This is a genomic window from Nocardia sp. CA-129566, from assembly GCF_050956075.1.
In the GTDB taxonomy this organism is placed as follows: domain Bacteria; phylum Actinomycetota; class Actinomycetes; order Mycobacteriales; family Mycobacteriaceae; genus Nocardia.
The window spans coordinates 2,303,476-2,324,723 of the sequence record NZ_CP192085.1; the positions used below are offsets into that span (position 1 = coordinate 2,303,476).

Sequence of the window (21,248 nt, forward strand, 5' to 3'; positions counted from 1 at the left end):
GTAGCTCGCGGGTCGCTGATCGATCGGCAACTGCGCCTAAATCCCCATATGAGCAGGCCCAGATGTGATAAGCGGAAACGCTAGCCGGTTGCCGACGCGGCGGTATCGGTCGATCCGGTGCGCCCGGTCGGGAGGACGAACGACAGCTCACCGCGGCGGGCGACACCGAGTTTGCGGTAGACGCGGGTGAGGTGTTGTTCGACGGTGCTGGTGGTGATGGCGAGTTTGTCGGCGATCTCGCGATTGGCCTTGCCGCGGGCGGCCAGCTCCGCGACGCGGCGCTCGGCGGGGCTCAGTGTCGCGAGCCCACCCGGGATCGGGGTGAGTGCGGGCATGGGTTGGGGTGGTTGCGCCCCCGTTTGGGGTCTGCCGTCGAGCAGATCGCGCAGTAGCGCCTCGGCGCCGCAGGCCTCGGCGATGCGCACGCCATCACGCAGCAGCGCGCGGGAGCGGTCGTGATCACCGACGGCGCGATGCGCCTTGCCGAGTTCGCCGAGGACCGTGGCCAATTCGACGTCGTCGCCGCCGGTACGGGCGATGGCGGCGGACTCGCGCAGTAGTCGGAAGCCCTGATAGCGATCGCTGGTGGCGGCGAGCAGCCGCAGCGAGACGCCACCGGAGCGATGCCGATCGGCGGCGCCGAGCAGTTCTAGATGTCTGGTCGCGAACTCGCGCGCCTGCCGATGCTCACCGAGCGCGAGATGGGCGGCGGCAATGTCATTGCGCCACGGCACCAGCCAGGGGAAGTCCATATTCCACCGGTCCATGAGATAGCCGCAGCGGCGGAAGCTGCGCAGCGCCTCGTCGGCCCGCCCGACGGCGAGGTGATGGTGGCCTTGCGCGTGTAGATACGGCAGGCCGAAGCGTGAGTCGAAAATCGTTCGTGGCAGGGGTCTTTCCAGGTGTGCCGCGGCCTCGGCATGGCGACCGGATACGGTCAGCGCATGCACCATCGCGGCGATCGGCGTGCCGCTCCACAGGCCGAGGTGTTCGGCCGGTACGTAATTGAGGGCGAGCGCCGCATCGGTGGTCGCGTCGCGAATATTGCCCTTGCGCAACATGGTTTCCGCGCGCAGACCAGCGAAGATCGACTGCCAGGTCGGCGCGCGGCGGGCCTCGGCCTCGGCCAGCAGTGATCCGCACCAGGCCGCCGCGGTATCGAGCCGATTGCTGTAGATGAGGCAGTGCACCGCCGCGACCAGGGTTTCGATGGTGGTCGAGGTGAGGCGATGGCTGGTGAGCAGACGCTGTGCGAGCGTGGCGATTTCATCGAGCGGCTGGGTGAACAAACCGGACAGCAGATCGGCACCGTGCCGATGCGGCGAATGCTGATCGGTGCGCACCCGCGGCGGCCGCGCGGCAGTCGCGAACAGGCGTGGATGGCGTGGCACATGCGGGGGATAGGAGTACCGCAGCCAGGCGCGCAGGAAGTCGATCTCGGGGGCCGCCTCGTCGGGATCGCCGCTGTTCAGCTGGCCGAGTGCGTGATCGGCCTGCTGTACCTGTCCGTGCCAGAGCAGGTACATGATGGCGGCGGGCAATTCGCGATGCGGCACCCGGCCCGCGCGCAGCGCCGCCTTCAACCGGGTGAACTGGCGCGAGCGGGTGGACGGGTTGATCCGCCATTCGAGACAGACGAGTCGAATCGCGATCGAGGCACGTTCGCCCGCGTCGCGGGTGGCGCGGTAGGCCAGTTCCAGCCGATCGACGGCCAGATCGATCTGGTCATTGGTCATCGCGTCCTCGGCGGCGCCCAGCAGTACCTCGACCGCCCACGGGTATCCGGCGGCACCGGCCTCGACCAAGTGGTCGGCAATGGTGCACGCCGGAAAACCGTGGTGGTGCAGCAGTTGCGCGGCCCGGCTGTGCAACTGCTGCCGGACCTCTTCGGGAGTGCTGCGCAGGATCCGCTCGCCGACCTCCGGATGCTCGAAGCGTGCCCCCGGGGTTTCGGTGAGCTGCTGGACCACCGCCGCTATCGCGTCCGCATCCGCATCGAGCAGTTCGGCGACCAAGCCGACGGTGCTCGCGGGCCCGAGTACGGCCATGGCCTGACCGACCCGGGATTTGGCGAAGTCGGCCCAGTGCCCGCGATGGGATCGGGGCTCGTGCTGCGCCAGGGGTGCGCGGTGCGGTAGGACAGGCTGACGCATACTCGGAGCCCCTTCGTCGAGGTGGTGTGCCCGACTGTGGGAGAGCACCATCGAAAACGAGCAGCTCGGGTGCACTGAGGATGCGGCATCGTCGCAGCGGGAAGGGCGCGGCGACGCACCCGAAGATCCAGCCGGTGAAGTCAGGGTAATTCGCCGGTCCGATCCTGTCACTACAACGGGTGATTACTTCGTAATATGAGTTGTTTCAATGCTTTTCGTGTCATCAACTCCCGACGAGCGCCAGTGCGTGCTGGCGGTAGGCGAGGCAGGCGGCCGAGGTGTCGTCGGCGGCCAGGAACAGCACCGTGCGTGCCCCGGCGAGTACGCCCCTATTGCGCGCGCACAGGTAGGCGTGCACCGGGGCCGCGGAATACGGATTGTCCACGGAGGGATCGACGCCGACGACCGACTCCGGTGTGAAGCCGAGTGCGTCGGCCAGCCGGGTGCGGAAGGCGAGGGTCCAGGTGGGTGCGAGCAGGACGGTGCGTCCCTCGGCGATATCGGCGGCATCGAGCCCTTCGGCGGTGAGGCAGTCGCGCACGACAACGGCGGCCAACTCGACCGGGTCGTCATTACCGCGACGGGTGCTCATGGCCCGCCGACCGTTCGCACCCGCCTCGCCCATCGCCACCCAGGCGGTCGGGTCGGCGGGGCCTGCGGTGTCGGTGCTGTGCAGCGGGCCGAATCCGCGTGCGGGTCCTGAGTTTCCGAGCAGAATCGCGGCACCGCTTGTGCTGTAGGGGAATCCGTCGACATGACGTTCGGTCGACGGGTGCGTATCCCCGGCCACGAGCAGCGCGTACTCGACTTCGCCGGTGGTCAGGAAGCAGTCGGCGGCGCAGATCGCGTGCAGCAGTCCGCTCGCGCCGTTCATCAGATCGAAGGAGAAGGCGGGCACTCGGCCCGGGGTGTATTCGAGGCCGATGCCGACGCGCTTCTGGATGAGCGCCGATACTGCGGGTTCGGAGATGTTCCGATCACGGAAAACCCCGGCGTTGATGAGCATTCCGACCTCGTCGGCGACGACGCCCGCCTGTGTCAGGCAGGCGGTGGCCGCGCGGGCCGCGAGTTCGAAGTAGCTGCCGGTATCGAGATCGGCATTGATGGCGGCCGCGAGAATGGTGGTCGGCATGGTTCAGGCCTCCAGACGGGAGATGGTCGCGGCGAGGTGTCCGGAGACGATTCCGGAGGCCTCCGGAATCATCAGCACCTTGGACCCCTTGGGAATCTGCTGCTGCGCGAGATATTCGTGTAGGACGACGAAATGCGAGGTCGACGCAGTATTGCCGAATTCGTGCAGCACATTGAGCGATTGCGGCATGGAGGTGCCGAAGTGCCGTTCGGTCAGGTGTGCGATGTATTCGATGGCGGGCGCACTGAATTGGTGGTGGATCCAGTAGTCGTATTTCTCGCCCGCCCAGTTGCGCCCGGTCTCCTCCAGGAAGGTGGCGATGCGGCTGATGCCCTGGAGGTAGCGGCCCTCGTTCTGCATGGCGCGGTTATCGGTGTAGAGCGCGATTCCCGAGGATCGGTCGCTCGGCATGCCGATGCAGTGTTCGGCGCCCTCGGCCGAGGTCATCAACTCGACGTAGTGGATCTCGTCGTCATCGTCGCCGCGATCGTCGAGCACGACCGCGACCGCCGCATCGCCGACGGTCAGCGCCGCGAATTGCGGATCGTAGGGCTTGCTGATCTCGCGGGCCGCGGTCTCGGCGATCGGGGTGATCTGTTCGCCGCTGACCACCAGGCCATTGCGCACCACACCGGCCTTGATCATCCGATCCAGCACCAGCACACCGGTCATCATGCCCGCGCAGGCATTCGAGACATCGAAATGGCGGGCATTGGTCGTGCCGATCTCCTTGCCGAGCATGACTGCGAATGACGGTGCGTAGCAGAAGACTTCCCTGCCGCGGGTACGGGTAATGGAGGCCGAGATGACGACATCGATATCCTCGGCCGCGTAATCGGAATGCGCCAGGCAGTCTTCGATGGCGCGCAGGGCCAGATCGAAGGAGGATTCATAGCCCTCGTCGCTGGAATCGTAGACCCGCCGATTCTTGATGCCGGTAATTCGTTCCAGGTCCAGGGATCTGGGGACGGTCAGTCCGGAGATGATCTCCTCGGTGGAACGGACGGTGGATGGTGTGTACGAGCCGATGGACTCGAAACGCGTGCGCAGCATTTCCCCTGCTTTCTGTGTCGCGTGTATTTCCTTGTGTTGCCAGGAGTTTCGACGGCACTGTCGGAGATTGCGTGGTTGCTACCCGGGCAACCCGACCAAAGACGCGCTCACCTCGCACAATCGCTGGCCGATCCGGTCGTCGCGGGCCAAGCGCGAAGGTTCGCGCTCGCGGGTCTTGCGGAAATAGGCTCCGGTTACCTCGGCGACGCCCGGATCCGTCGCAAGGTAGGTGAGCGCGGCGGCGCCCTCGGCCGCGGAGATGAAGAAGATGCGTTTGGCGAGCGAGACCACCGGTTGTCCGAACCACGGCAGCGAAGTCCAGATGCCGGTCGATACCGCGCCGGGATGAAAGGCGTTGACCGTCACCCCGGTGCCGTCGAAACGGCGCGCCAGCGCACGGGCATAGAGGACATTGGCCAGTTTGGACCGGCTGTAGGCCTTTTCGCCCGAATAGCCGGTGCGGAATCCGAGATCGTCGAAGTCGAGCGTCGCGCCGTAGTGCATTACCGAGGAGGTGAACAGAATGCGCGCCGGAGCGCTGCGGACCAGCAGATCGGTGAGCAGTTCGGTGAGCAGAAAGCCGCCGAGATGGTTGGTTGCGAAGGTCGCCTCGATACCGTCCTCGGTTTCGGTGCGCGTCTGGTGATAGCCGCCCGCGTTATTGGCCAGGACATCGATGCGGTCGTAGGCGGCCTCGATGGCCTTGGCGAGCTGGCGCACCGACGACTGCGATGCCATATCGCATTCCAGTGTGTCGACCGCCCCTGCCCCCGCGGCCCGCACCAATTCCGCACTGTCGGCGAGCTTCTGCGGATTCCGGCCGACCAACACCAGCCGCTCGCCCCCTGCGGCAAGCTGTTGCGCGGCCTCGAGACCGATGCCCGAGGTGGCCCCCGTAATCAGGATCGTCTTCATGTCCGATCACCCTGCCACCGATCGCACGGCCGAATTCCGGCCGTCAACCGCCGCTACCGGGTTGCCCAATGTATGCGAAAGTCCCGGCCGCCGTTGGCCGTTGACCGATCATGCAGATCAGCACGCGCACGGCCGAATTCCGGCCGATGATGCTGTGCGCGAGTTGTAGCCGTTGCACATGACCGCCGATAGGGGGCGATAGGGGTCGGTCGTTCCACTCGGATCGATCAGCGCAACCCGCTACCTGAATTGACGCCGAAGCCGGGCAGGACCGCATGACAGGCACTGGTACCAGTCGGTTCGGCGGGCCAAACCACCGCGCGCCCGTCGCAGTCCGACCGTCGTGGAGCCAGCGCAGCCCGCACTGTCGGTGCTGGTTATCTTGTGTGGCGGCTAGCTCTTACGGCATCGGTGTACAGCTCGGTAGTGAGCTGATCGGACGAGACTTCGAGCGCGGTGAGCACCGTGCGGAGATCGGCGAGTGCGTTGTCGAGGTCGTCCTCGGTGTCGACGAGGGTCTCCAGTTCCAGGAACGTTCCGTGGATTTCGGGAACGGTGACAACCGTTGCGAGCATCTCGCGTCCTGCGGCGATGAACCGGTGGTTCTCGCACTGCTTGGTGAAGGAGATCTTCGGTTGATAGCCCAGTCGCTGGATGATCTGTTCGATGGCGTCCCGCTGATCCACGACGGTTTCGTACTCGGGTTTGGACGCGGTTTCCTGGTCAACTGCCGCGTCTTTGAACGTCAGGAGATGGCGCAAAGCGCCCTCCTCGTTACGGATCGTCCGCAACCGGAACTCGCGGCCGGTCGCAGTCAAGGACTCATCCAGGTCATCGAAATACGTGTCGTGATATGAGACGACGTCGGCCGTTGTAAGCGCGGCCAACTTATCCCGAACAGCACCAGCGTCCGCGAGACGGGCCTTGTATTCGGCTTCGATCACTCTCGGCTCCATTTCAGACAACTTGATCCGCCTGAGAAAAGGCTTGTTCCAGCGTCCGGACAAACGCGAAGTGAAACGCGTCTAGCGCGTTCGGCTCGATCCGATGGATCGGTGACGTGTGTCCTTCGTACCGGAGGTTGAATGCAGACACGAACAAAACTTCATCAATCCTGATGATGCGCCACACGGGAATCTGATCGTAGAGATAGACCTCGACGGGTCTTCCTAGGGCAGCTAGTTCTTCGATGCGTGCGATCGCGAGCCGGATGCCCGCTGCAAACGATTCGGTTGATTCTCCGATCTCTTCGGCGCGGTGGGCGACCGCTGCCGAGTCAGGGTTGAGTAGCAGCACACGCAACTGTGTCCCACGCGGGATAGTTTTACGCAGTAGTGAGTCGTTCAGGCCAAGAATTCCTAGTCCCCGAATGGCCATGATGTCAATGGCCCCAGCCTCTTTCGCAAGTCTGCGGACTTCGTCCGCTACCTCAGCCTGGCACGGATAGACCGCGCTTACCGCAGTCAGCTCATGGGGATGTTGTCCAGGGTCGGATTTCGCCACATCGGCGGCATGTGGGTCGAGCAGTAGTGGCAGTTCCTCGACGCCCGGCAACTCGATGGGGCCGTAGTCGAGACTGCTCGAATCCACGAATGCGCAACTAGGTTGCCTGCGGATGATCTGTTGATCGTTTTTGGCCTGGCGGCGGAGGGCGATGAGTGAGCCGTTGGCATCCAGTGCGGTGTCGATGGCGGCTACTAGCTCCCGAGAGGGGAGGTTGGCGTCTTCCCATTCGGTCATAGAGACGTACTGCCGTGAGTAGCCGATCTTGGCGGCAAGGGCACGCTGGCTCAGGCCCGCATTGAGCCTGAGCTGTTTGATCTTGCGCGCCAATCGGTCTGCAACGGCCATTGGTTGCCGTTCGTATTCGGCGACTGGGTCGTTCACCGGCTCCCCCTGCACAGTTTCATTCTTACCTCCCGTGGGGTGTGGCAAACCGACTTTCCACGACTTGCCACCTCCCCGAGCCAGCGGGTGTGGCGGTTCCCTCGAAGTGGGCAAGCGCGAAACCTGCCCCGAAGCGAGGGGAGACCGAGACTATGTCAACGACCACCAGTCGCAGCATTCGGCTGTTGGACGCGGCGCAACGAGCGAAGCTGCGACCGGAACTGCTGGACGTGATCGAGTACCGGAAGTCCGGGCTGAGCCTGAACTGGATAGTTGGGTGCCCGCTCGACTGCGGGTACTGCGTGCGACATCTGTTCGACAACTTCGAGATGAAGGTGCCGCGAGCGCTGGTGAGCGATGCGGAAGCAGTCGAGTTGCTGACCGAGCATCGTTACTTTCGCCCGCATGTCACACCGATTCAACTGCTCAACCGGGCCACCGACCCGATGTTGCCGAAGGTCAAGCCGCACACCTTCCAGGTGCTGAAGCTGCTGGATGAGCGGGGCCTGACCAACCATGTCCTGGTGATCACTCGATGGCGTGTCGAACCCGAGGACTGCGGAGTGTTGAACTCGATCACAAACCTGAAAGTCACTGTGCTGTTGACGCATTCAGGCATCGATGATCCGCGCATCGAGCCGGTGGACTCCGCCATCGCGGCCCATTCGCTGCAGACCGCGTTCGAGCACGCGAGCCGCTATCGTGTAGTGCTGTACTGGCGGCCGATAGTGCCGGGCCTCAACGACTCGATGACCCACCTGCGGCAAGGGTTCGAGCTGAGCCACTACGCCCACGCGACAGTGTTCACTGGTCTGTTCTTCAAGGACCAGATTCGCGACTACTACCGTGCTCACGGCCTGCCGGAACCCTACTCGGAGGGCGTCAGGCGCAAGGTGTTCCCTGAAGCGCTCGAGCAGCGAATCCTCAAGGCTGCCAAGGCTACTCGAACTGAGTCGCCGCTATTTCGCAAGACCAGTTGTGCTGTTGCCTACGCTCACGCACTCGCGGATTACAACGGCCACTACGGCATCCGAGAACTATGCGATATCTGTCCATCGGCTCAGGTGCGACGGTGCGCGCAAGCGTGGCACCGGCCCGAAGAACGGCAGGCCGCCGACCTGGCCGATGAGCTGGGCGGCAGGCTCATAGAGATCAACGACCGTGCTGTCGTCGTGGCCGGTCTCGACGAGCAACGCCGCTACTACATGCAACACGGCCACGGCTACCAGGTCCATGACATCGACAATCCGCACCACCCCCAGCGCCACGGCCGCGCCGACCTCGGTTGGCCCTCGAAAAGGGAGACACAATGACGATGCCGTTCCCGAATGCCCTGCGCGACCGACAGTTGGTCGTGATCGATGTGGAGGGCAACGGACAAAATCCGCCGGAAATCATCGAGATTGCCGTGCTGCCGGTCGATGGGGCGGTGACCGCCGAGGCATTGCGGTCGTGGCTGATCAAGCCACATCGGCCCGTAACACCAATCGTGACGCGCAAGGTGCACGGCATCACCAATGCCGACCTGGCGGACTGCCCACTGTGGCACGAGCTTTCCGACGAGGTCGGTTCAATGTTGTTCGGGCGCATCATGGTTGCCCACAATGCTGCTGTCGAGCGGCGGGTTCTCGCAGCGCATCTTCCCGACTGGAATCCGCCGCTCATCCTGGACACCTTGCGGCTCGCGAAAACAGTACGGCAGGGCTTGGAGTCCTATGCGCTGGACAAGCTCATCGAGCGGGGGCAGCTCGACACCGCCGTAGCCGGACAGGGCTACCACCGTGCCAGGTACGACACATGGGCGGCCTGGCAATTGTTGTGCGCGCTGATCGAGGACGGCGGCTTGGACTGGCCCGAGGTGGTCGAGGCGGCGGGCCTGCCGAAGTTCCTGCCGATACCGGAATCGGAAGGTGGATTGTGGTGAGCGCTATCGAGCGGCCGGTCACCATAGCGGTGGTCGGCACACATTCCACCGGTAAGAGCACATTCCTCGCGCGGCTGGCCCACGAACTGCGCAGGTCCGGCCTCGAGGTCGCCACCGTGGCTGACCTCGGCGAACAGGCACAACGGATGGGACTGCCGATCCTGTGGAACCACACGTGGGTATCCACGCTGTGGATCATGACGCGCGGAATCAGCAACGAACTCGAGGCCTGGCTGCACGCCGATGTCGTCTTGGTGGACCGCGCTGTTCCGGATGCTCTGGGTTACTTCAGGGCCGCCGTGGAGTACCGGGGCGATACGGCCGACCCCGACGGATCGGCCTATCTGGAAGCACTGGCCCGCTCCCACAGCGACTGCTACAACCTGATCTTTCGCACTCAGCTCGACCCACGCATTCCGCTGGGAACCGACAAGGTCAGAGACGGTAACCACCAGTTCCGGACCCTCGCAGACCGTCACGTCGAGGCGGTCTTGCATGAACTGGCGCTGCCGTGGCTGCCACTGGGCGCCGATGGACACGACACGGCACTTGCCCTCGTCCTCGACTTCGTCACCGAAAAACTGGGCCACGCCACATCCGACCTGGCGTTGAGGACCAGTGATGAGACCGGACATCAACGCTTCGAATCAGCCACGACATCGACCCGAGGTTCACAGCGATGACGAATGTAGAAGTACCAGAACCAAATACAGCACCATCTGCTCTCGGCAGAGATGGTCGGCCGAAGGCTGTCGGCTTCGTACGCAGCGATGTGTCGGGGCCACACGCATCACGCCACGCCCTCGCGGTCGTCCGGCACGCCCACGCGCTGGGCTACCAGCATGTGTACACCGTGCGGCCCCCGCAGGACATTCCGGACCCCATCGGGTACGGCCTCGGTATCGCGGCCGGGCTCGACGTAGTGGCGATCGTGGCCTACGACCTTGCCCATGTCGACAACCGACCGGCGCGGATATGTGACGACTTCGACCTCGAAACGGTATGTCCCGCGACCACGTGGGCACGGGCCGCGAAATCGGTATCGGCCGAGTCCGGGGTGGCGTAATGCGCGAGAACATGATCGTGACACCGCCGGAGGTGTGCGGTTGCGCCGATATCGAATTGGCGCACGAGCAGATGCGCGAGCACCGTGACTGCCGGGTGAATCGCTGTGTATGGAAAGCGGCGGCGTACTACACGCTGGTCGATGCTGGCCGACTCGCGCCACCGACTTTGAGCCCCCGCGAGCGCGCCGCCGCGAGAGGTATCGGGTATCCGGCATCGGCACAGATCGGCGCACCGCCGCCCGGCGGCCCCACGATTGGGACGTTACGTGAGGTATTGGACAAGCTCGCTGAGTTGGTGGCACCGGCGCACAACCGAGGCGATGCGCATACCCGCTAGGGGACACGGTGGCCGGACGGACGAATATCGCACCGAGGTCGACGGTTGGTTCGCCGAGTGGCGGATCGACCACCTCGGTATTCGAATGATGCTGGTATGCAACGGGTCCGACTCGAAGCCTTTGGTCTCGTTCAGTCCGGCTGCCGCTCCCGACCTGGCGCAGATGCGCGAGCGGTTCCCCGAGCTGTCGCGGCTTTGGGACGCAATTCGACATGAGTATTGGGCGGAAGTATTCCGCCCTCAGGCCCGGCACGTCATCTAATCGTCTGGTTTGTCGAGGCTGGTGCAGGAGGTGATGATCGCTCGTAGATTCGGTCCAAGTCGGTGTCGGTGGAACGCCAGTTGCTGCAGGCGGCGCGTAGTGCGGGTCTCGACCAGGTCCCAGGCCACCCGCAAGACCCAGGATTCATTCCAGTGCAGGTCGTGCCGGTGCGCGCGGGGCACGATCAGCTACATGGCCGCCACCGCGGCCAGCACGTCCTCCACCAGGCCATTCAACACCAACCGACCATCGGGTTTTGTGTGTCACAGCACGCGGTCGTCCGTTTTGCTCTAGCGTTGGCACGGTTGCTGCCGAGAGGGGTCCATGATGCGTACGGGGATGCTGGAGCTGGGGCAGTTGCGCGGGCTCGTCGAAGTGGGGGAGATCGACACGGTGCTGGTCGCGATGACCGATATGCAGGGGCGATTGCAGGGAAAGCGTTGTGCGGCAAGGTTTTTCCTGGACGAAGTGGTCGGCCACGCGACGGAGGCATGTAACTATCTGCTCGCCGTCGATGTCGATATGACAACGGTCGACGGCTATGCGATCTCGTCGTGGGACACCGGATACGGCGACTTCGTCTTGCGCCCGGATCTGAGTACCTTGCGGCTGGTGCCGTGGCAGCCGGGTACCGCGCTCGTGCTCTGTGATGTCGAGCAGGTGGAACCGGCGAACAAGCCGGTCACGGTATCGCCGCGGCAGATATTGCGGGCACAGTTGGACCGACTGGCCGAGCGCGGGCTGCGGGCCTATGTCGGCACCGAACTCGAGTTCCTGGTCTTCGAGGACAGCTACGAGGACGCGTGGAACTCCGGCTATCGCGACCTGCGGCCCGCGAACCAGTACAACGTCGACTATTCGATGCTGGGGACCGCGCGCACAGAGCCCTTGCTGCGTCGCATTCGCAATGACATGGCGGGTGCGGGCATGTATGTCGAGTCGGCCAAGGGGGAATGCAATCCCGGGCAGCACGAGATCGCGTTCCGCTATGACGAGGCGCTGGTGACCTGTGACAACCACAGCATCTACAAGAACGGCGCCAAGGAGATCGCCGCCCAGGACGGACGCAGTCTCAGCTTCATGGCGAAATACAATGAGCGCGAAGGCAATTCGTGTCACATCCATGTGAGTCTGCGTGCCGATTCGGGGGCGGCGGTCTTCGCGGGTGACGGACCGCACGGAACCTCCTCGCTCATGCGGCATTTCCTCGCGGGACAGCTGGATTGCCTGCGCGAATTCACCTATCTGCTCGCGCCGAATATCAACTCCTACAAGCGATTCGTGCCCGGCAGTTTCGCGCCCACCGCCTTGGCCTGGGGACGCGATAACCGGACCTGTGCGCTGCGGGTGGTCGGCGAGGGACAGTCGCTGCGCATGGAGAACCGGATCCCGGGCGGTGATGTGAATCCATATCTGGCGGTGGCCGCCACCATCGCGGCCGGTTTGCACGGGATCGAGCACCGGCTTGCGCTGGAACCGGAGTTCCATGGCAACGCCTACCTGTCCCAGCGTCCGCGGGTGCCGCGTACCCTGCGGGAAGCGGCGCAATTGTTCGGCGAGAGCAAGGTGGCACGAACAGCGTTCGGCGACGACGTGGTGGACCATTATCGGAATGCGGCACAGGTCGAGCTGGACGCCTTCGACGCCGCGGTCACCGATTGGGAGCGAATCCGTGGTTTCGAACGGCTCTGAGCAGATCCGTCCGGTCATCGGCCTGCCGACCTACGTGGAACAGGCTCGGTTCGGCACCTGGGATGTGGAAAGCGCGGTGCTCGCGCACAGCTATGTGCGGATGGTGGAGCGCGCGGGCGGTATTCCGGTGCTGCTGCCACCCGCCGCAGTGGCACGTCCGGAGCTGGTGGATCGGCTCGACGGATTGGTGCTGACCGGCGGCGCCGATGTCGATCCTGCGCGCTATGGCGCGCCGCCGGATGCCGCGCTCGGCCCGCTCAAAGCCGACCGTGACGAGTCCGAATTCGGGCTGCTCGCGCTGGCGCGTGCGGCCGGTCTGCCGATCCTCGCGATCTGCCGCGGTCTGCAATTGGTCAATGTCGCATTCGGCGGCACCTTGATCCAGCACCTGCCGGATCTGCTCGGCAACGACGACCATTCCGGTACACCCGGCGGTTTCCACACGACCAAGGTGTCGACCGTGCCGGGCAGCCGGGTCGCTGCCATTGCCGGACCGGATGTGAAGGCGAGCTGTCACCATCACCAGGCCGTCGCCATCCTGGCCGAGAGCCTGGTCGCAACCGCGCACGCGCCGGACGGCACCATCGAGGCGGCGGAGACGACCGACGGTTCCTTCCTGGTGGGTGTGCAGTGGCATCCGGAGGCGGACGGCACCGATACCCGCCTGATGCGGGCACTGGTCGAGGCGGCGGCAAGCTATCGAAGGGAGCGGAATTCGTGACGACAACACAGGTGGTCAATCCGGCGACCGAGCAGGTCGTCACGACGCTCGAACTCGTCGGCGCGGACGAGACCGATGCGGCCATCGAGCGCGCGCAGCGGGCCGCGGTCGGCTGGCGCGAGGTCGCGCCGGGTGATCGGGCCCGGTTGCTGCGCCGATTCGCCGAGGCCGTCGACGCGAATCTCGAGCAGCTGGCGCAATTGGAGGTCGCCAACGCCGGGCACACCATCGGGAATGCGCGCTGGGAGGCGGGCAATGTCCGCGATGTGCTGCATTTCGCCGCCGGAATCCCGGAACGGCTGCTGGGCAGCCAGATTCCGGTCGCGGGCGGGGTCGATATCACCTTCCACGAACCACTCGGCGTGGTCGGGGTGATCGTGCCGTGGAACTTCCCGATGCCGATCGCGGCATGGGGCTTCGGACCCGCTCTCGCCGCCGGAAATACCGTCGTGCTCAAGCCCGCCGAACTGACTCCGCTCACCGCTGTCCGACTGGGCGAGCTCGCGCTGGAAGCCGGTCTGCCGGACGGTGTTTTCCAGGTTCTGCCGGGTAAGGGGGCGGTGGTCGGGCAGCGGTTCGTGACCCATCCCGCCGTGCGCAAGGTGGTGTTCACCGGGTCCACCGAGGTGGGCAAGGAGATCATGGCCGGATGTGCGCGCCAGGTGAAGCGGGTCACCCTCGAACTGGGCGGTAAGAGCGCGAATATCGTATTCGCCGATGCCGATCTGGAGCGGGCGGCGGCGACCGCGCCCTACGGTGTGTTCGACAATGCCGGACAGGATTGCTGTGCACGATCACGAATCCTGGTGCAGCGCAGCGTCTTCGACCGATTCCTCGAATTGCTGGAACCAGCGGTGCGCGGGGTGCGGGTCGGCGATCCGGCGGACGAGGCCACCGAAATGGGGCCGTTGATCTCGGCGTCGCACCGTGCCAGGGTCGCCTCGTTCATCGAACCGTCGACCAAGGTGGCGTTCACCGGCAGCCAACCCGATGGGCCCGGATTCTGGTATCCGCCAACGGTTGTGCTGCCCGAGGCGCCCTCGGATCGCCTGCTCACCGAGGAGGTGTTCGGTCCGGTTGTCGCGGTCGTCGCGTTCGAGGACGAGGCCGATGCGATCCGTATCGCCAATGACACCGAATACGGCCTGTCCGGCTCCATCTGGACCAATGACGTGGGCCGGGCACTGCGGGTGTCCCGTGGCGTGGAAGCCGGGAATCTGTCGGTGAATTCGCATTCCTCGGTGCGGTATTGGACGCCGTTCGGCGGATTCAAACAGTCCGGCCTCGGACGCGAACTCGGACCCGATGCGGCACTTGCCTTTACCGAGACCAAGAACGTCTTCATCGCCAACTGATCAAGGAGATGTGTTGCAGCGCTTACAGGATCGAGTCGCGGTGATCACCGGTGGCGGGAGCGGTATCGGCCTCGCCACGGTGCGCCGGTTCGCCGCCGAGGGTGCCAAGGTGGTTGTCGCCGATATCGACACCGCCGCGGGACAGGCCGCGGCCACCGAGGTGGGCGGCTTGTTCGTGAAGGTCGACGTCACCGACGAGGCCCAGGTGCGGGACCTGTTCCAGACCGCCGTCGACACCTATGGCGGACTCGATATCGCCTTCAACAATGCGGGAATCTCACCGCCGGAAGACGATTCGATCCTCACCACCGGCATCGAGGCCTGGCGTCGGGTGCAGGAGGTCAATCTGACCTCGGTGTATCTGTGCAGCAAGTACGCCATCGAGCATATGCTCGAGCGTGGGAAGGGCTCGGTGATCAATACCGCGTCCTTCGTCGCCGTCATGGGAGCCGCGACCTCGCAGATCTCCTACACCGCGTCCAAGGGCGGCGTGCTGTCGATGAGCCGGGAACTCGGAGTGCAGTTCGCCCGCAACGGAATTCGGGTCAACGCGCTGTGCCCCGGACCGGTGAACACCCCGCTGCTGCAGGAGCTGTTCGCCAAGGATCCCGAACGCGCCGCGCGCCGCCTGGTGCACATCCCCGTCGGCCGCTTCGCCGAGCCGGAGGAAATCGCCGCCGCCGTGGCATTTCTGGCCAGCGACGACTCCTCGTTCATCACCGCATCGCAGTTCCTGGTGGACGGCGGCATCTCCGGCGCGTATGTCACACCATTGTGAAGGTACGGTTGACTCGGGCGGACTCCTGAGCAGTAAGCCAGGATTCGCCATTGGTCGCCGATCAGAAGGAGGCTCGTGAGATGAGTACGGAAGATGGGCGATCGCCCGGGCTGTTCAGTCACGACGCCCTGTCGACGGAGCCGTCGGTACAAGCCGAGACCGTCGGCGCGGATTTCCGTCCCGTGTTCAGCCGCTCCGACGGCAGTGCGCCCGGGGCGTATCCGCAGCCGGAGCAAGGGAACTGAGCACGCGTAGCGCCCGATCCATGACGGCGCTAAGCCCACAGCGATAGTCGGAGCAGGGTAGCGCCCGGGGCGTTACCCTGCACTCATGGTCGACGACGGGCAGATCCCGAACGCGCAACTATCGGGGACCGCCCGGGTGGAAGCGTTCAGCGATGGCGTGATGGCCATCGCAATCACCTTGCTGATCCTGGAGATTCGGGTACCCGAGCACGAGCCGGGCCATCTGCTCGAAGCACTCGGCCACATCTGGCCGTCCTACGTGGCCTACCTGGCTTCATTCCTGACCATCGGCATCATCTGGTTGAACCATCACTCGTTCTTCGGCCGCCTGCGCCACCTCGACCACGTCATCCGCTGGTGGAACCTGATGCTGCTGCTCGGCGTCTCCGTACTACCATTCCCCACCGGTCTTCTCGCCGAATACGTGGTGCACGGCGAACAACGCGACGCCGCCGCGGCCGCCGCCGTCTACGGCATCGCCGGTGTCATCATGACCGTCCCCTGGGCTCCCATGTGGTGGCGCCTGGTCCACCGCCCCGAACTCTTCGAACCCGGCTTCGACGCCGCCTTCGCCCGCCGCGAAGCCACCCGCGCCTACCCGGGCATCCTCATTTACGCCGTGTGCATAGCGATCGGTCTTTTCTGGCCCGTCGTAGCCCTGATCTTGTATTTGCTCGTGGCAATCTTCTACGCCATCACCAGCCAGGGCTGGTCGAAGCAGTCGGCCGACGACTCCGAATAGGTTCGCAGACATACATCGACCACGAGCATGATGCAGCGGGTCGTTCGGCTGGGTCGCAGGCTGTTGAGAAGTAGCGGCTGCTCACCGTTGGGGTCGGATGCGAGTGGCCATGGCGCACAATGGCGCATGTGCAGGCTGGTAGATCAGGAGTTGCGGGGGACCACCAAGCCGGATTCGTAAGCGAGAACGACGAGTTGGGCCCGGTCGCGGGCATGCAGCTTGGTCATGGCCCGGTTGATATGAGTCTTCGCGGTCAGTGGGCTGATGACCAAGCGCTCGGCGATCTCGTCATTGGACAGACCGTGCGCGACCAGGACTACGGCCTCGCGTTCGCGGTTGGTCAGTTCATCCAGCCCTGTGCGGGTGCCGGTGTCGAGCGGTTGGGCCACATACCGGTTGATCAGCCGACGCGTGATCGACGGCGCGAGTAGGGCATCGCCGCGTGCGGCGACACGGATCGAATGGAGGAAGTCTTCGGGCTGGATGTCCTTGACGAGAAAACCGGCCGCGCCCGCGCGCAATGCGTGGAAGACATATTCGTCCAAGCCATAGTTGGTCAGGATGACGACGTGTACCCCGGCCAGATCCGGATCCGCGGCAATGCGCCGGGTCGCCTCGATGCCATCGACGATCGGCATCTGAATATCGATGAGCGCGATATCGGGCAGGTGCTTGCCGACCAGCGCCACGGCTTCGCTTCCGTCGGCGGCCTCGGCCACCACCACGATGTCGTCCTCGAGGTCGAGAAGTGCGCGGAATCCGCTGCGAATGAGCGGCTGGTCGTCGACCAGCAGGACACGAATCATGCTCTGTCCATGGGAAGTTCGGCGTGTACGGAGAAGCCGCCCTGGCTGCGCGGAGCCGCCAGCAGGTGACCGCCGAGAGCGGTGACTCGTTCACGCATCCCGAGCAGCCCGACACCCGGCACCGGCGCAGCGTCCGCAGTGGCCTTGCCGTCGTCATCGACCCGTATGACCAGAGCGTCAGGACGGTAGTCGATCCGGACCGACGCCGTCGCCGCGGCAGCGTGGCGGGCGATGTTGGTCAGCGACTCCTGAACGATGCGGAAGACGGTGCGGTCCAGCGCTGTCGGCAGATCCTGGCATTGTCCATCGATCGTCAGCGTCGCGTCCAGACCTGTTGCGCGGGCGCGTTCCACCAGGCCCGGGACGTCGGCGAGCCCGTGCCGCTGGCTCTTCCCGTCGTCACGCAGCGCCTCCAGGGTCGTGCGTAGTTCCCGTGCGGCCTCGCGACCGGCATCCCGGATCGCCAGCAGCGAGTCCGGCACCGCTTCGCCGCGCTTGCGCGCCACATGCACAGCCGCCTCGGACTGCACCTTGATGACCGAAATCTGGTGCGTGAGCGAATCATGCAGCTCCCGCGCGATGTGCAGCCGCTCCTCGTCGGCGCGACGCCGCGCGGTCTCCTCGCGGGTGCGCTCGGCCTCATCGGCTCGGCGCTCGGCCTGCCGCAGCGCCTCACCCGCTGCGCCTGCCGCGATCAGCCAGGCGATTTGGAGCGCGTCCCGCCCCTGTCCGAACGCCTCGCCGACCGGCCGATCAGGGTGAGCGGCAAGGATTGCGAGCGGAAGCGTCGCCACCATGACGACCGAACCCGCGACCGCGACTACCCGATGTCCCGCCCGCACCGTGCCGTACACCGCGAACAGATACGCGACAGCGGGGACATCGAAACCGATTGCTTGATAACCGAGTACGCACAACCCGGTCACGGCCAGCACAGTGACCGGAGCCCAACGGTATGCGGCCAGTGCCAGACCACCGACTGTCAACAGCAGGTAACCCAGCGGGGCGAGATCGGTGGGTGGGCGCTGCCCGGACAGCGCGGCGACGAGCAGGATCGCCATTGCGCCGACGGCCACCGCTCGATCTCCGACGCCGGTCCGACCCCAACTCATGACTGCACCCTAACCCGATGTGCGCGCGGGCGACTCGTGCCGACAGACGAATGGCCGCCTACCGCATGCGCGGTACTTCCGCCGCTCCTGCCGCGGCCGCGGTAGTCGACCACCGCATCGGCCGCAGCGTGAATTGCCGACGTCCGCACGACGACCGGAGGCAGGCCGGACGGGCAGGCTCAGGCTACGTCCACTGGACCGATGACAAGGAGCACCTCATGTCCATCCCGCTGCCACGCGCCGCCGCGGCCACCCTCCTCGCAAGCTTCTCGCTCGCCACACCGGCGGTCGCGCACGCCTCCGTCCAACCGGCCGCCGCCAGCGTTTACACCCTGAGCGCCGGGCGAATCGGGGCCAGCACAGCCGCCCTGGTAGGGCTGGTCGGTGTGATCATCGGCGGCGTGACCCTGGCCCGCGCCGACCGGATCGGCAACCGCGCGAAAGCCGCCATCGTGGCCCTGGCAGCGGGACTGGTCAGCGTGGCCCTCGGTGGGCTCGTCGCGGCCACCGCCAAGGGCGGCATCGGCACCGGCAACGGTCTGGGTGGCGCCTACGTTGCGTTGGTGGTGGGGCTGATCAGCACGGTCCTCGGCGGGCTCGCTCTGGCCCGCTCTCGACGCACCGGATAACCGCAAAGCCGGTGGGATTCAGCGGGTGGCGGGCAGTACACCAGCCAGCAACACCTCATTGCGGCTTCGACGGAATCCGTTGGCAACAAGCAGATTACGATGTGGAGGATGGATTCACCGATCACTCGAGTCCGGGTGTGGTGCCTGCGGCACGCCGAATCGGAGAACGTCATCGCCGGTGTCGCCGGAGTCGTGCCCGGGGCACCGCTGACCGAGCGTGGGCATTGCCAAGCGGCTGCGGCGGCGCGTGGTTTGGACGGTGAGCCGATCGTCCGGATCTATTCCAGTACGGCGCTTCGTGCACGGCAGACCGCCGCTGCTCTCGCATCGCGTGGGTGCGGCCTCGTTGCGGTAGATGATCTGGCCGAGGTCGGTATCGGCGCGGACGAGGGTGCCACGGATCTGGCGGCGCGGGAGCGGACCGCGGACGTCTTGCGCGCATGGGTCGTCGCGGGCGATCTCGAGCAGCGGGTCGCGGATGGTGAGTCGGGACGAGAGGTCATCGCCCGCATGTCAGCCGTCTTCCGGCACCTCGCGGCTGCTCACCCCGGCGAGACCGTCGCTGTCGTCGGCCATGTTGCCAGCCTGACCGTCGCGTTGGCACAGCTTTGTGGTCTCGGCTTACGAGTCTGGAGAAAGCCGCTGCCGCATGCCGAGCCGTTTCTCGTGGAATGGGATGGCAGTTCCTGGCGCTGCTCAGCGTGGCCGGTGTCCGCGCCGAGTGAGGGCGAGGACGGTGCTGGCTGGTGATGGCGATATCCGATGATGTAGGGCATGACCGACTACACGGTGTTGCTGGCCCGGATTTCGGCGCGGGTCCGCCACGAGGGTCCTTACTCGCGCCCGTAACCGATACGGACTTGGCGGAAGCGGAATCTCGGCTCGACTTCTCCCTCGGCCAACTTCAGCGCGTCAGGTACAGGGTGTCGAATTGATGGGTGGACCAGATGCGGCGAGAGGGTTCCTCGGGGTATGGCTGGGTGGTCGGTTCGGCGGTGTAGACGCGGGTGGAGCGGGTGACCGGGTGGTAGCGGGACCAGCCCGGGTTTCCGTTGGCGGCGAAGTTCAGCCAGTCGGTTCGCATGCGGTGGGAGATGGCGGTGACCTGGTGCGCAGCGTCCGGATACGCGGACCGGTGTTTGCGTACATCGTCGGGGTGCAGTGTGCCGAACACGAGCAGGAAGTCGAGGCTGTGGGAAGCGCCCTGTTCGTGGTTGAAACTCCAGCACAATTCGTAGAGCCAGGCGGGTCCGCCCCCCGCATGCTGAGCGTGGGCGAGATGCAGGGTGGGCATGCGGAACAGCCAGTCAGCGTGCACGAGTTCGTACAACTGGGCGGGGGTGGCCTCGGGGTAGAAGGTGCGGTAATCGCGGCCGGGTGCGAGCCACTCGAGGGTGGTGTCCACCTGTTCGTCGGTCATTTCGGTGCCGAGTTGGGTGTTGAACAGCCGGTATTCGTCCCGGGTATGTCCTACGAGCAGGTCGATGTCTCGTGCGGCGCCAGCGGCGAGTGCCTGCCACGGCGCCTCGGGCAGGACGTCACCGTCGACGACAGGTGAGAACGGTGATGGCGTCAACGCCATGGGCCCCCACGTCTCGACGAACTCGGGCATCTTTTCCAGGACCGTGTCCTTGGCGTCGACCAGCGCACGCGGGGCGATGCCGGCCAACTCCTCGACGCTGGCCCGCGCACCGACTTCGGCCGCGATCGCCCCGGAGATCGCGGCAGCGAGCTGTGGGGAGAAGAAGGTGCCCGGCACACTCTGCGGGATGGCACGGCGGAACAGCCCGGCGGCTGTCGGCATGGCGAGCAGAGCGGCGATGCATCCCGCGCCGGCGGACTGGCCGAAGACGGTGACATTGCCCGGATCCCCGCCGAAGGCAGCGATATTGTCCTGAACCCACCGCAGGGCGGCAGCCTGATCGAGGATGCCGCGGTTGGCCGGGGCTCCGACGATGTGGGCGAAACCCTCCACCCCGACGCGATAGTTCAGACTGACCACCACCACACCCGATCCGGCCAGAGTTGCCCCGTCGGCGTGCGGGTTGGCGGAGCTGCCCTCCTGGTAGCCGCCCCCATGGATCCACACCATCACCGGCAGCCCGGCAGCACCGGGGTCGGGGGTCCAGACATTGAGCGTCAGGCAGTCGGTGGCTCGATCACCGGCGCCGCCGGCCACTGACGACATCGCGAAACCAGCCTGAGGAACTGGCGGACCGAACTCCAACGCGTTTCGGACGCCGTCCCACGACTGCGCCCGGACGGGCGCCATGAACCGCAGCGCACCGAACGGCGGCTGGGCGTAAGGGATACCCCGGAATACTGCAGTGGCGTTCTCCCACCTGCCCAGCACAATTCCAGCAGTAGTGCGGATTTCGGGTCCGGTATTCACTCGCGCGCTCACTTCCGTGTGGTTTCAACTGCCTCGACCGGCCGCT

22 protein-coding genes are annotated in these 21,248 nt (G+C 65.3%); 13 read left to right on the top strand and 9 right to left on the bottom strand.

Going from position 1 to position 21,248, the window contains the following annotated elements; translation table 11 throughout:
* Positions 1-80: 80 nt before the first annotated feature.
* The 6 genes from ACQP0C_RS10310 to ACQP0C_RS10335 form a co-directional block, all read right to left on the bottom strand.
* A complete protein-coding gene (locus ACQP0C_RS10310; RefSeq protein WP_433732708.1) occupies positions 81-2,153 on the bottom strand; it encodes a LuxR C-terminal-related transcriptional regulator in 2,073 nt (690 codons plus the stop codon).
* A 223-nt stretch (positions 2,154-2,376) separates the two neighbouring features.
* Complete coding sequence (locus tag ACQP0C_RS10315) at positions 2,377-3,285, bottom strand: hypothetical protein (protein ID WP_433732709.1); 909 nt, start codon at positions 3,283-3,285, stop codon at positions 2,377-2,379.
* A gap of 3 nt (positions 3,286-3,288) precedes the next feature.
* Entirely contained in the window at positions 3,289-4,338 is a 1,050-nt protein-coding gene (locus ACQP0C_RS10320) for a 3-oxoacyl-ACP synthase III family protein (protein WP_433732710.1), read from the bottom strand.
* Between the two features lie 78 nt (positions 4,339-4,416).
* Complete coding sequence (locus ACQP0C_RS10325) at positions 4,417-5,253, bottom strand: SDR family oxidoreductase (RefSeq protein ID WP_433732712.1); 837 nt, start codon at positions 5,251-5,253, stop codon at positions 4,417-4,419.
* Between the two features lie 377 nt (positions 5,254-5,630).
* The gene (gene cyaB, locus ACQP0C_RS10330; protein WP_433732713.1) at positions 5,631-6,260 is read right to left on the bottom strand and encodes a class IV adenylate cyclase; all 630 of its coding nucleotides are present in this window, start codon (positions 6,258-6,260) and stop codon (positions 5,631-5,633) included.
* Positions 6,211-7,140, bottom strand: a complete 930-nt coding sequence (locus ACQP0C_RS10335) for a helix-turn-helix transcriptional regulator (RefSeq protein WP_433732714.1) — start codon at positions 7,138-7,140, stop codon at positions 6,211-6,213. Before ACQP0C_RS10335 ends, cyaB begins: the two co-directional genes overlap by 50 nt.
* Positions 7,141-7,490: 350 nt before the next feature.
* Here ACQP0C_RS10335 and ACQP0C_RS10340 point away from each other — a divergent pair, with 350 nt between their 5' ends.
* The 11 genes from ACQP0C_RS10340 to ACQP0C_RS10390 all read left to right on the top strand — a co-directional run bounded on the left by ACQP0C_RS10340 (position 7,491) and on the right by ACQP0C_RS10390 (position 16,263).
* Positions 7,491-8,453 carry a radical SAM protein gene (locus ACQP0C_RS10340; RefSeq protein ID WP_433732715.1) on the top strand — a complete coding sequence of 321 codons (963 nt, stop codon included), beginning with the start codon at positions 7,491-7,493 and terminating at the stop codon, positions 8,451-8,453.
* A complete protein-coding gene (locus tag ACQP0C_RS10345) occupies positions 8,450-9,064 on the top strand; it encodes a 3'-5' exonuclease (protein ID WP_433732716.1) in 615 nt (204 codons plus the stop codon). Before ACQP0C_RS10340 ends, ACQP0C_RS10345 begins: the two co-directional genes overlap by 4 nt.
* Entirely contained in the window at positions 9,061-9,747 is a 687-nt protein-coding gene (locus ACQP0C_RS10350) for an AAA family ATPase (protein WP_433732717.1), read from the top strand. Before ACQP0C_RS10345 ends, ACQP0C_RS10350 begins: the two co-directional genes overlap by 4 nt.
* Before the next feature lie 89 nt (positions 9,748-9,836).
* Entirely contained in the window at positions 9,837-10,130 is a 294-nt protein-coding gene (locus ACQP0C_RS10355; protein WP_433732718.1) for a hypothetical protein, read from the top strand.
* The gene (locus tag ACQP0C_RS10360) at positions 10,130-10,468 is read left to right on the top strand and encodes a hypothetical protein (protein ID WP_433732719.1); all 339 of its coding nucleotides are present in this window, start codon (positions 10,130-10,132) and stop codon (positions 10,466-10,468) included. Before ACQP0C_RS10355 ends, ACQP0C_RS10360 begins: the two co-directional genes overlap by 1 nt.
* A gap of 589 nt (positions 10,469-11,057) precedes the next feature.
* On the top strand, positions 11,058-12,422 hold the full coding sequence (locus ACQP0C_RS10365) for a glutamine synthetase family protein (protein ID WP_433732720.1): 1,365 nt from the start codon (positions 11,058-11,060) through the stop codon (positions 12,420-12,422).
* Entirely contained in the window at positions 12,403-13,143 is a 741-nt protein-coding gene (locus tag ACQP0C_RS10370) for a gamma-glutamyl-gamma-aminobutyrate hydrolase family protein (protein ID WP_433732721.1), read from the top strand. Before ACQP0C_RS10365 ends, ACQP0C_RS10370 begins: the two co-directional genes overlap by 20 nt.
* Positions 13,140-14,498 carry an aldehyde dehydrogenase family protein gene (locus tag ACQP0C_RS10375; protein WP_433732722.1) on the top strand — a complete coding sequence of 453 codons (1,359 nt, stop codon included), beginning with the start codon at positions 13,140-13,142 and terminating at the stop codon, positions 14,496-14,498. Before ACQP0C_RS10370 ends, ACQP0C_RS10375 begins: the two co-directional genes overlap by 4 nt.
* Complete coding sequence (locus ACQP0C_RS10380) at positions 14,449-15,276, top strand: 3-oxoacyl-ACP reductase (RefSeq protein ID WP_433732723.1); 828 nt, start codon at positions 14,449-14,451, stop codon at positions 15,274-15,276. Before ACQP0C_RS10375 ends, ACQP0C_RS10380 begins: the two co-directional genes overlap by 50 nt.
* 80 nt (positions 15,277-15,356) lie before the next feature.
* A complete protein-coding gene (locus ACQP0C_RS10385; protein WP_433683418.1) occupies positions 15,357-15,521 on the top strand; it encodes a hypothetical protein in 165 nt (54 codons plus the stop codon).
* 85 nt (positions 15,522-15,606) lie between these two features.
* Positions 15,607-16,263 (top strand): TMEM175 family protein, encoded by a 657-nt coding sequence (locus ACQP0C_RS10390; protein WP_433732724.1) that lies wholly within the window; start codon positions 15,607-15,609, stop codon positions 16,261-16,263.
* A gap of 143 nt (positions 16,264-16,406) precedes the next feature.
* Here ACQP0C_RS10390 and ACQP0C_RS10395 read toward each other — a convergent pair whose 3' ends face one another.
* Both ACQP0C_RS10395 and ACQP0C_RS10400 read right to left on the bottom strand, forming a co-directional pair.
* The gene (locus tag ACQP0C_RS10395) at positions 16,407-17,069 is read right to left on the bottom strand and encodes a response regulator (RefSeq protein ID WP_433732725.1); all 663 of its coding nucleotides are present in this window, start codon (positions 17,067-17,069) and stop codon (positions 16,407-16,409) included.
* A complete protein-coding gene (locus ACQP0C_RS10400; RefSeq protein WP_433732726.1) occupies positions 17,066-18,181 on the bottom strand; it encodes a sensor histidine kinase in 1,116 nt (371 codons plus the stop codon). Before ACQP0C_RS10400 ends, ACQP0C_RS10395 begins: the two co-directional genes overlap by 4 nt.
* 218 nt (positions 18,182-18,399) lie before the next feature.
* Between ACQP0C_RS10400 and ACQP0C_RS10405 the strand changes: the two genes are divergently transcribed.
* Both ACQP0C_RS10405 and ACQP0C_RS10410 read left to right on the top strand, forming a co-directional pair.
* Positions 18,400-18,810 carry a DUF6223 family protein gene (locus tag ACQP0C_RS10405; RefSeq protein ID WP_433732727.1) on the top strand — a complete coding sequence of 137 codons (411 nt, stop codon included), beginning with the start codon at positions 18,400-18,402 and terminating at the stop codon, positions 18,808-18,810.
* A 108-nt stretch (positions 18,811-18,918) separates the two neighbouring features.
* On the top strand, positions 18,919-19,560 hold the full coding sequence (locus ACQP0C_RS10410) for a histidine phosphatase family protein (protein ID WP_433732728.1): 642 nt from the start codon (positions 18,919-18,921) through the stop codon (positions 19,558-19,560).
* 154 nt (positions 19,561-19,714) lie between these two features.
* Here ACQP0C_RS10410 and ACQP0C_RS10415 read toward each other — a convergent pair whose 3' ends face one another.
* On the bottom strand, positions 19,715-21,214 hold the full coding sequence (locus ACQP0C_RS10415; protein ID WP_433732729.1) for a carboxylesterase/lipase family protein: 1,500 nt from the start codon (positions 21,212-21,214) through the stop codon (positions 19,715-19,717).
* Positions 21,215-21,248 lie beyond the last annotated feature (34 nt).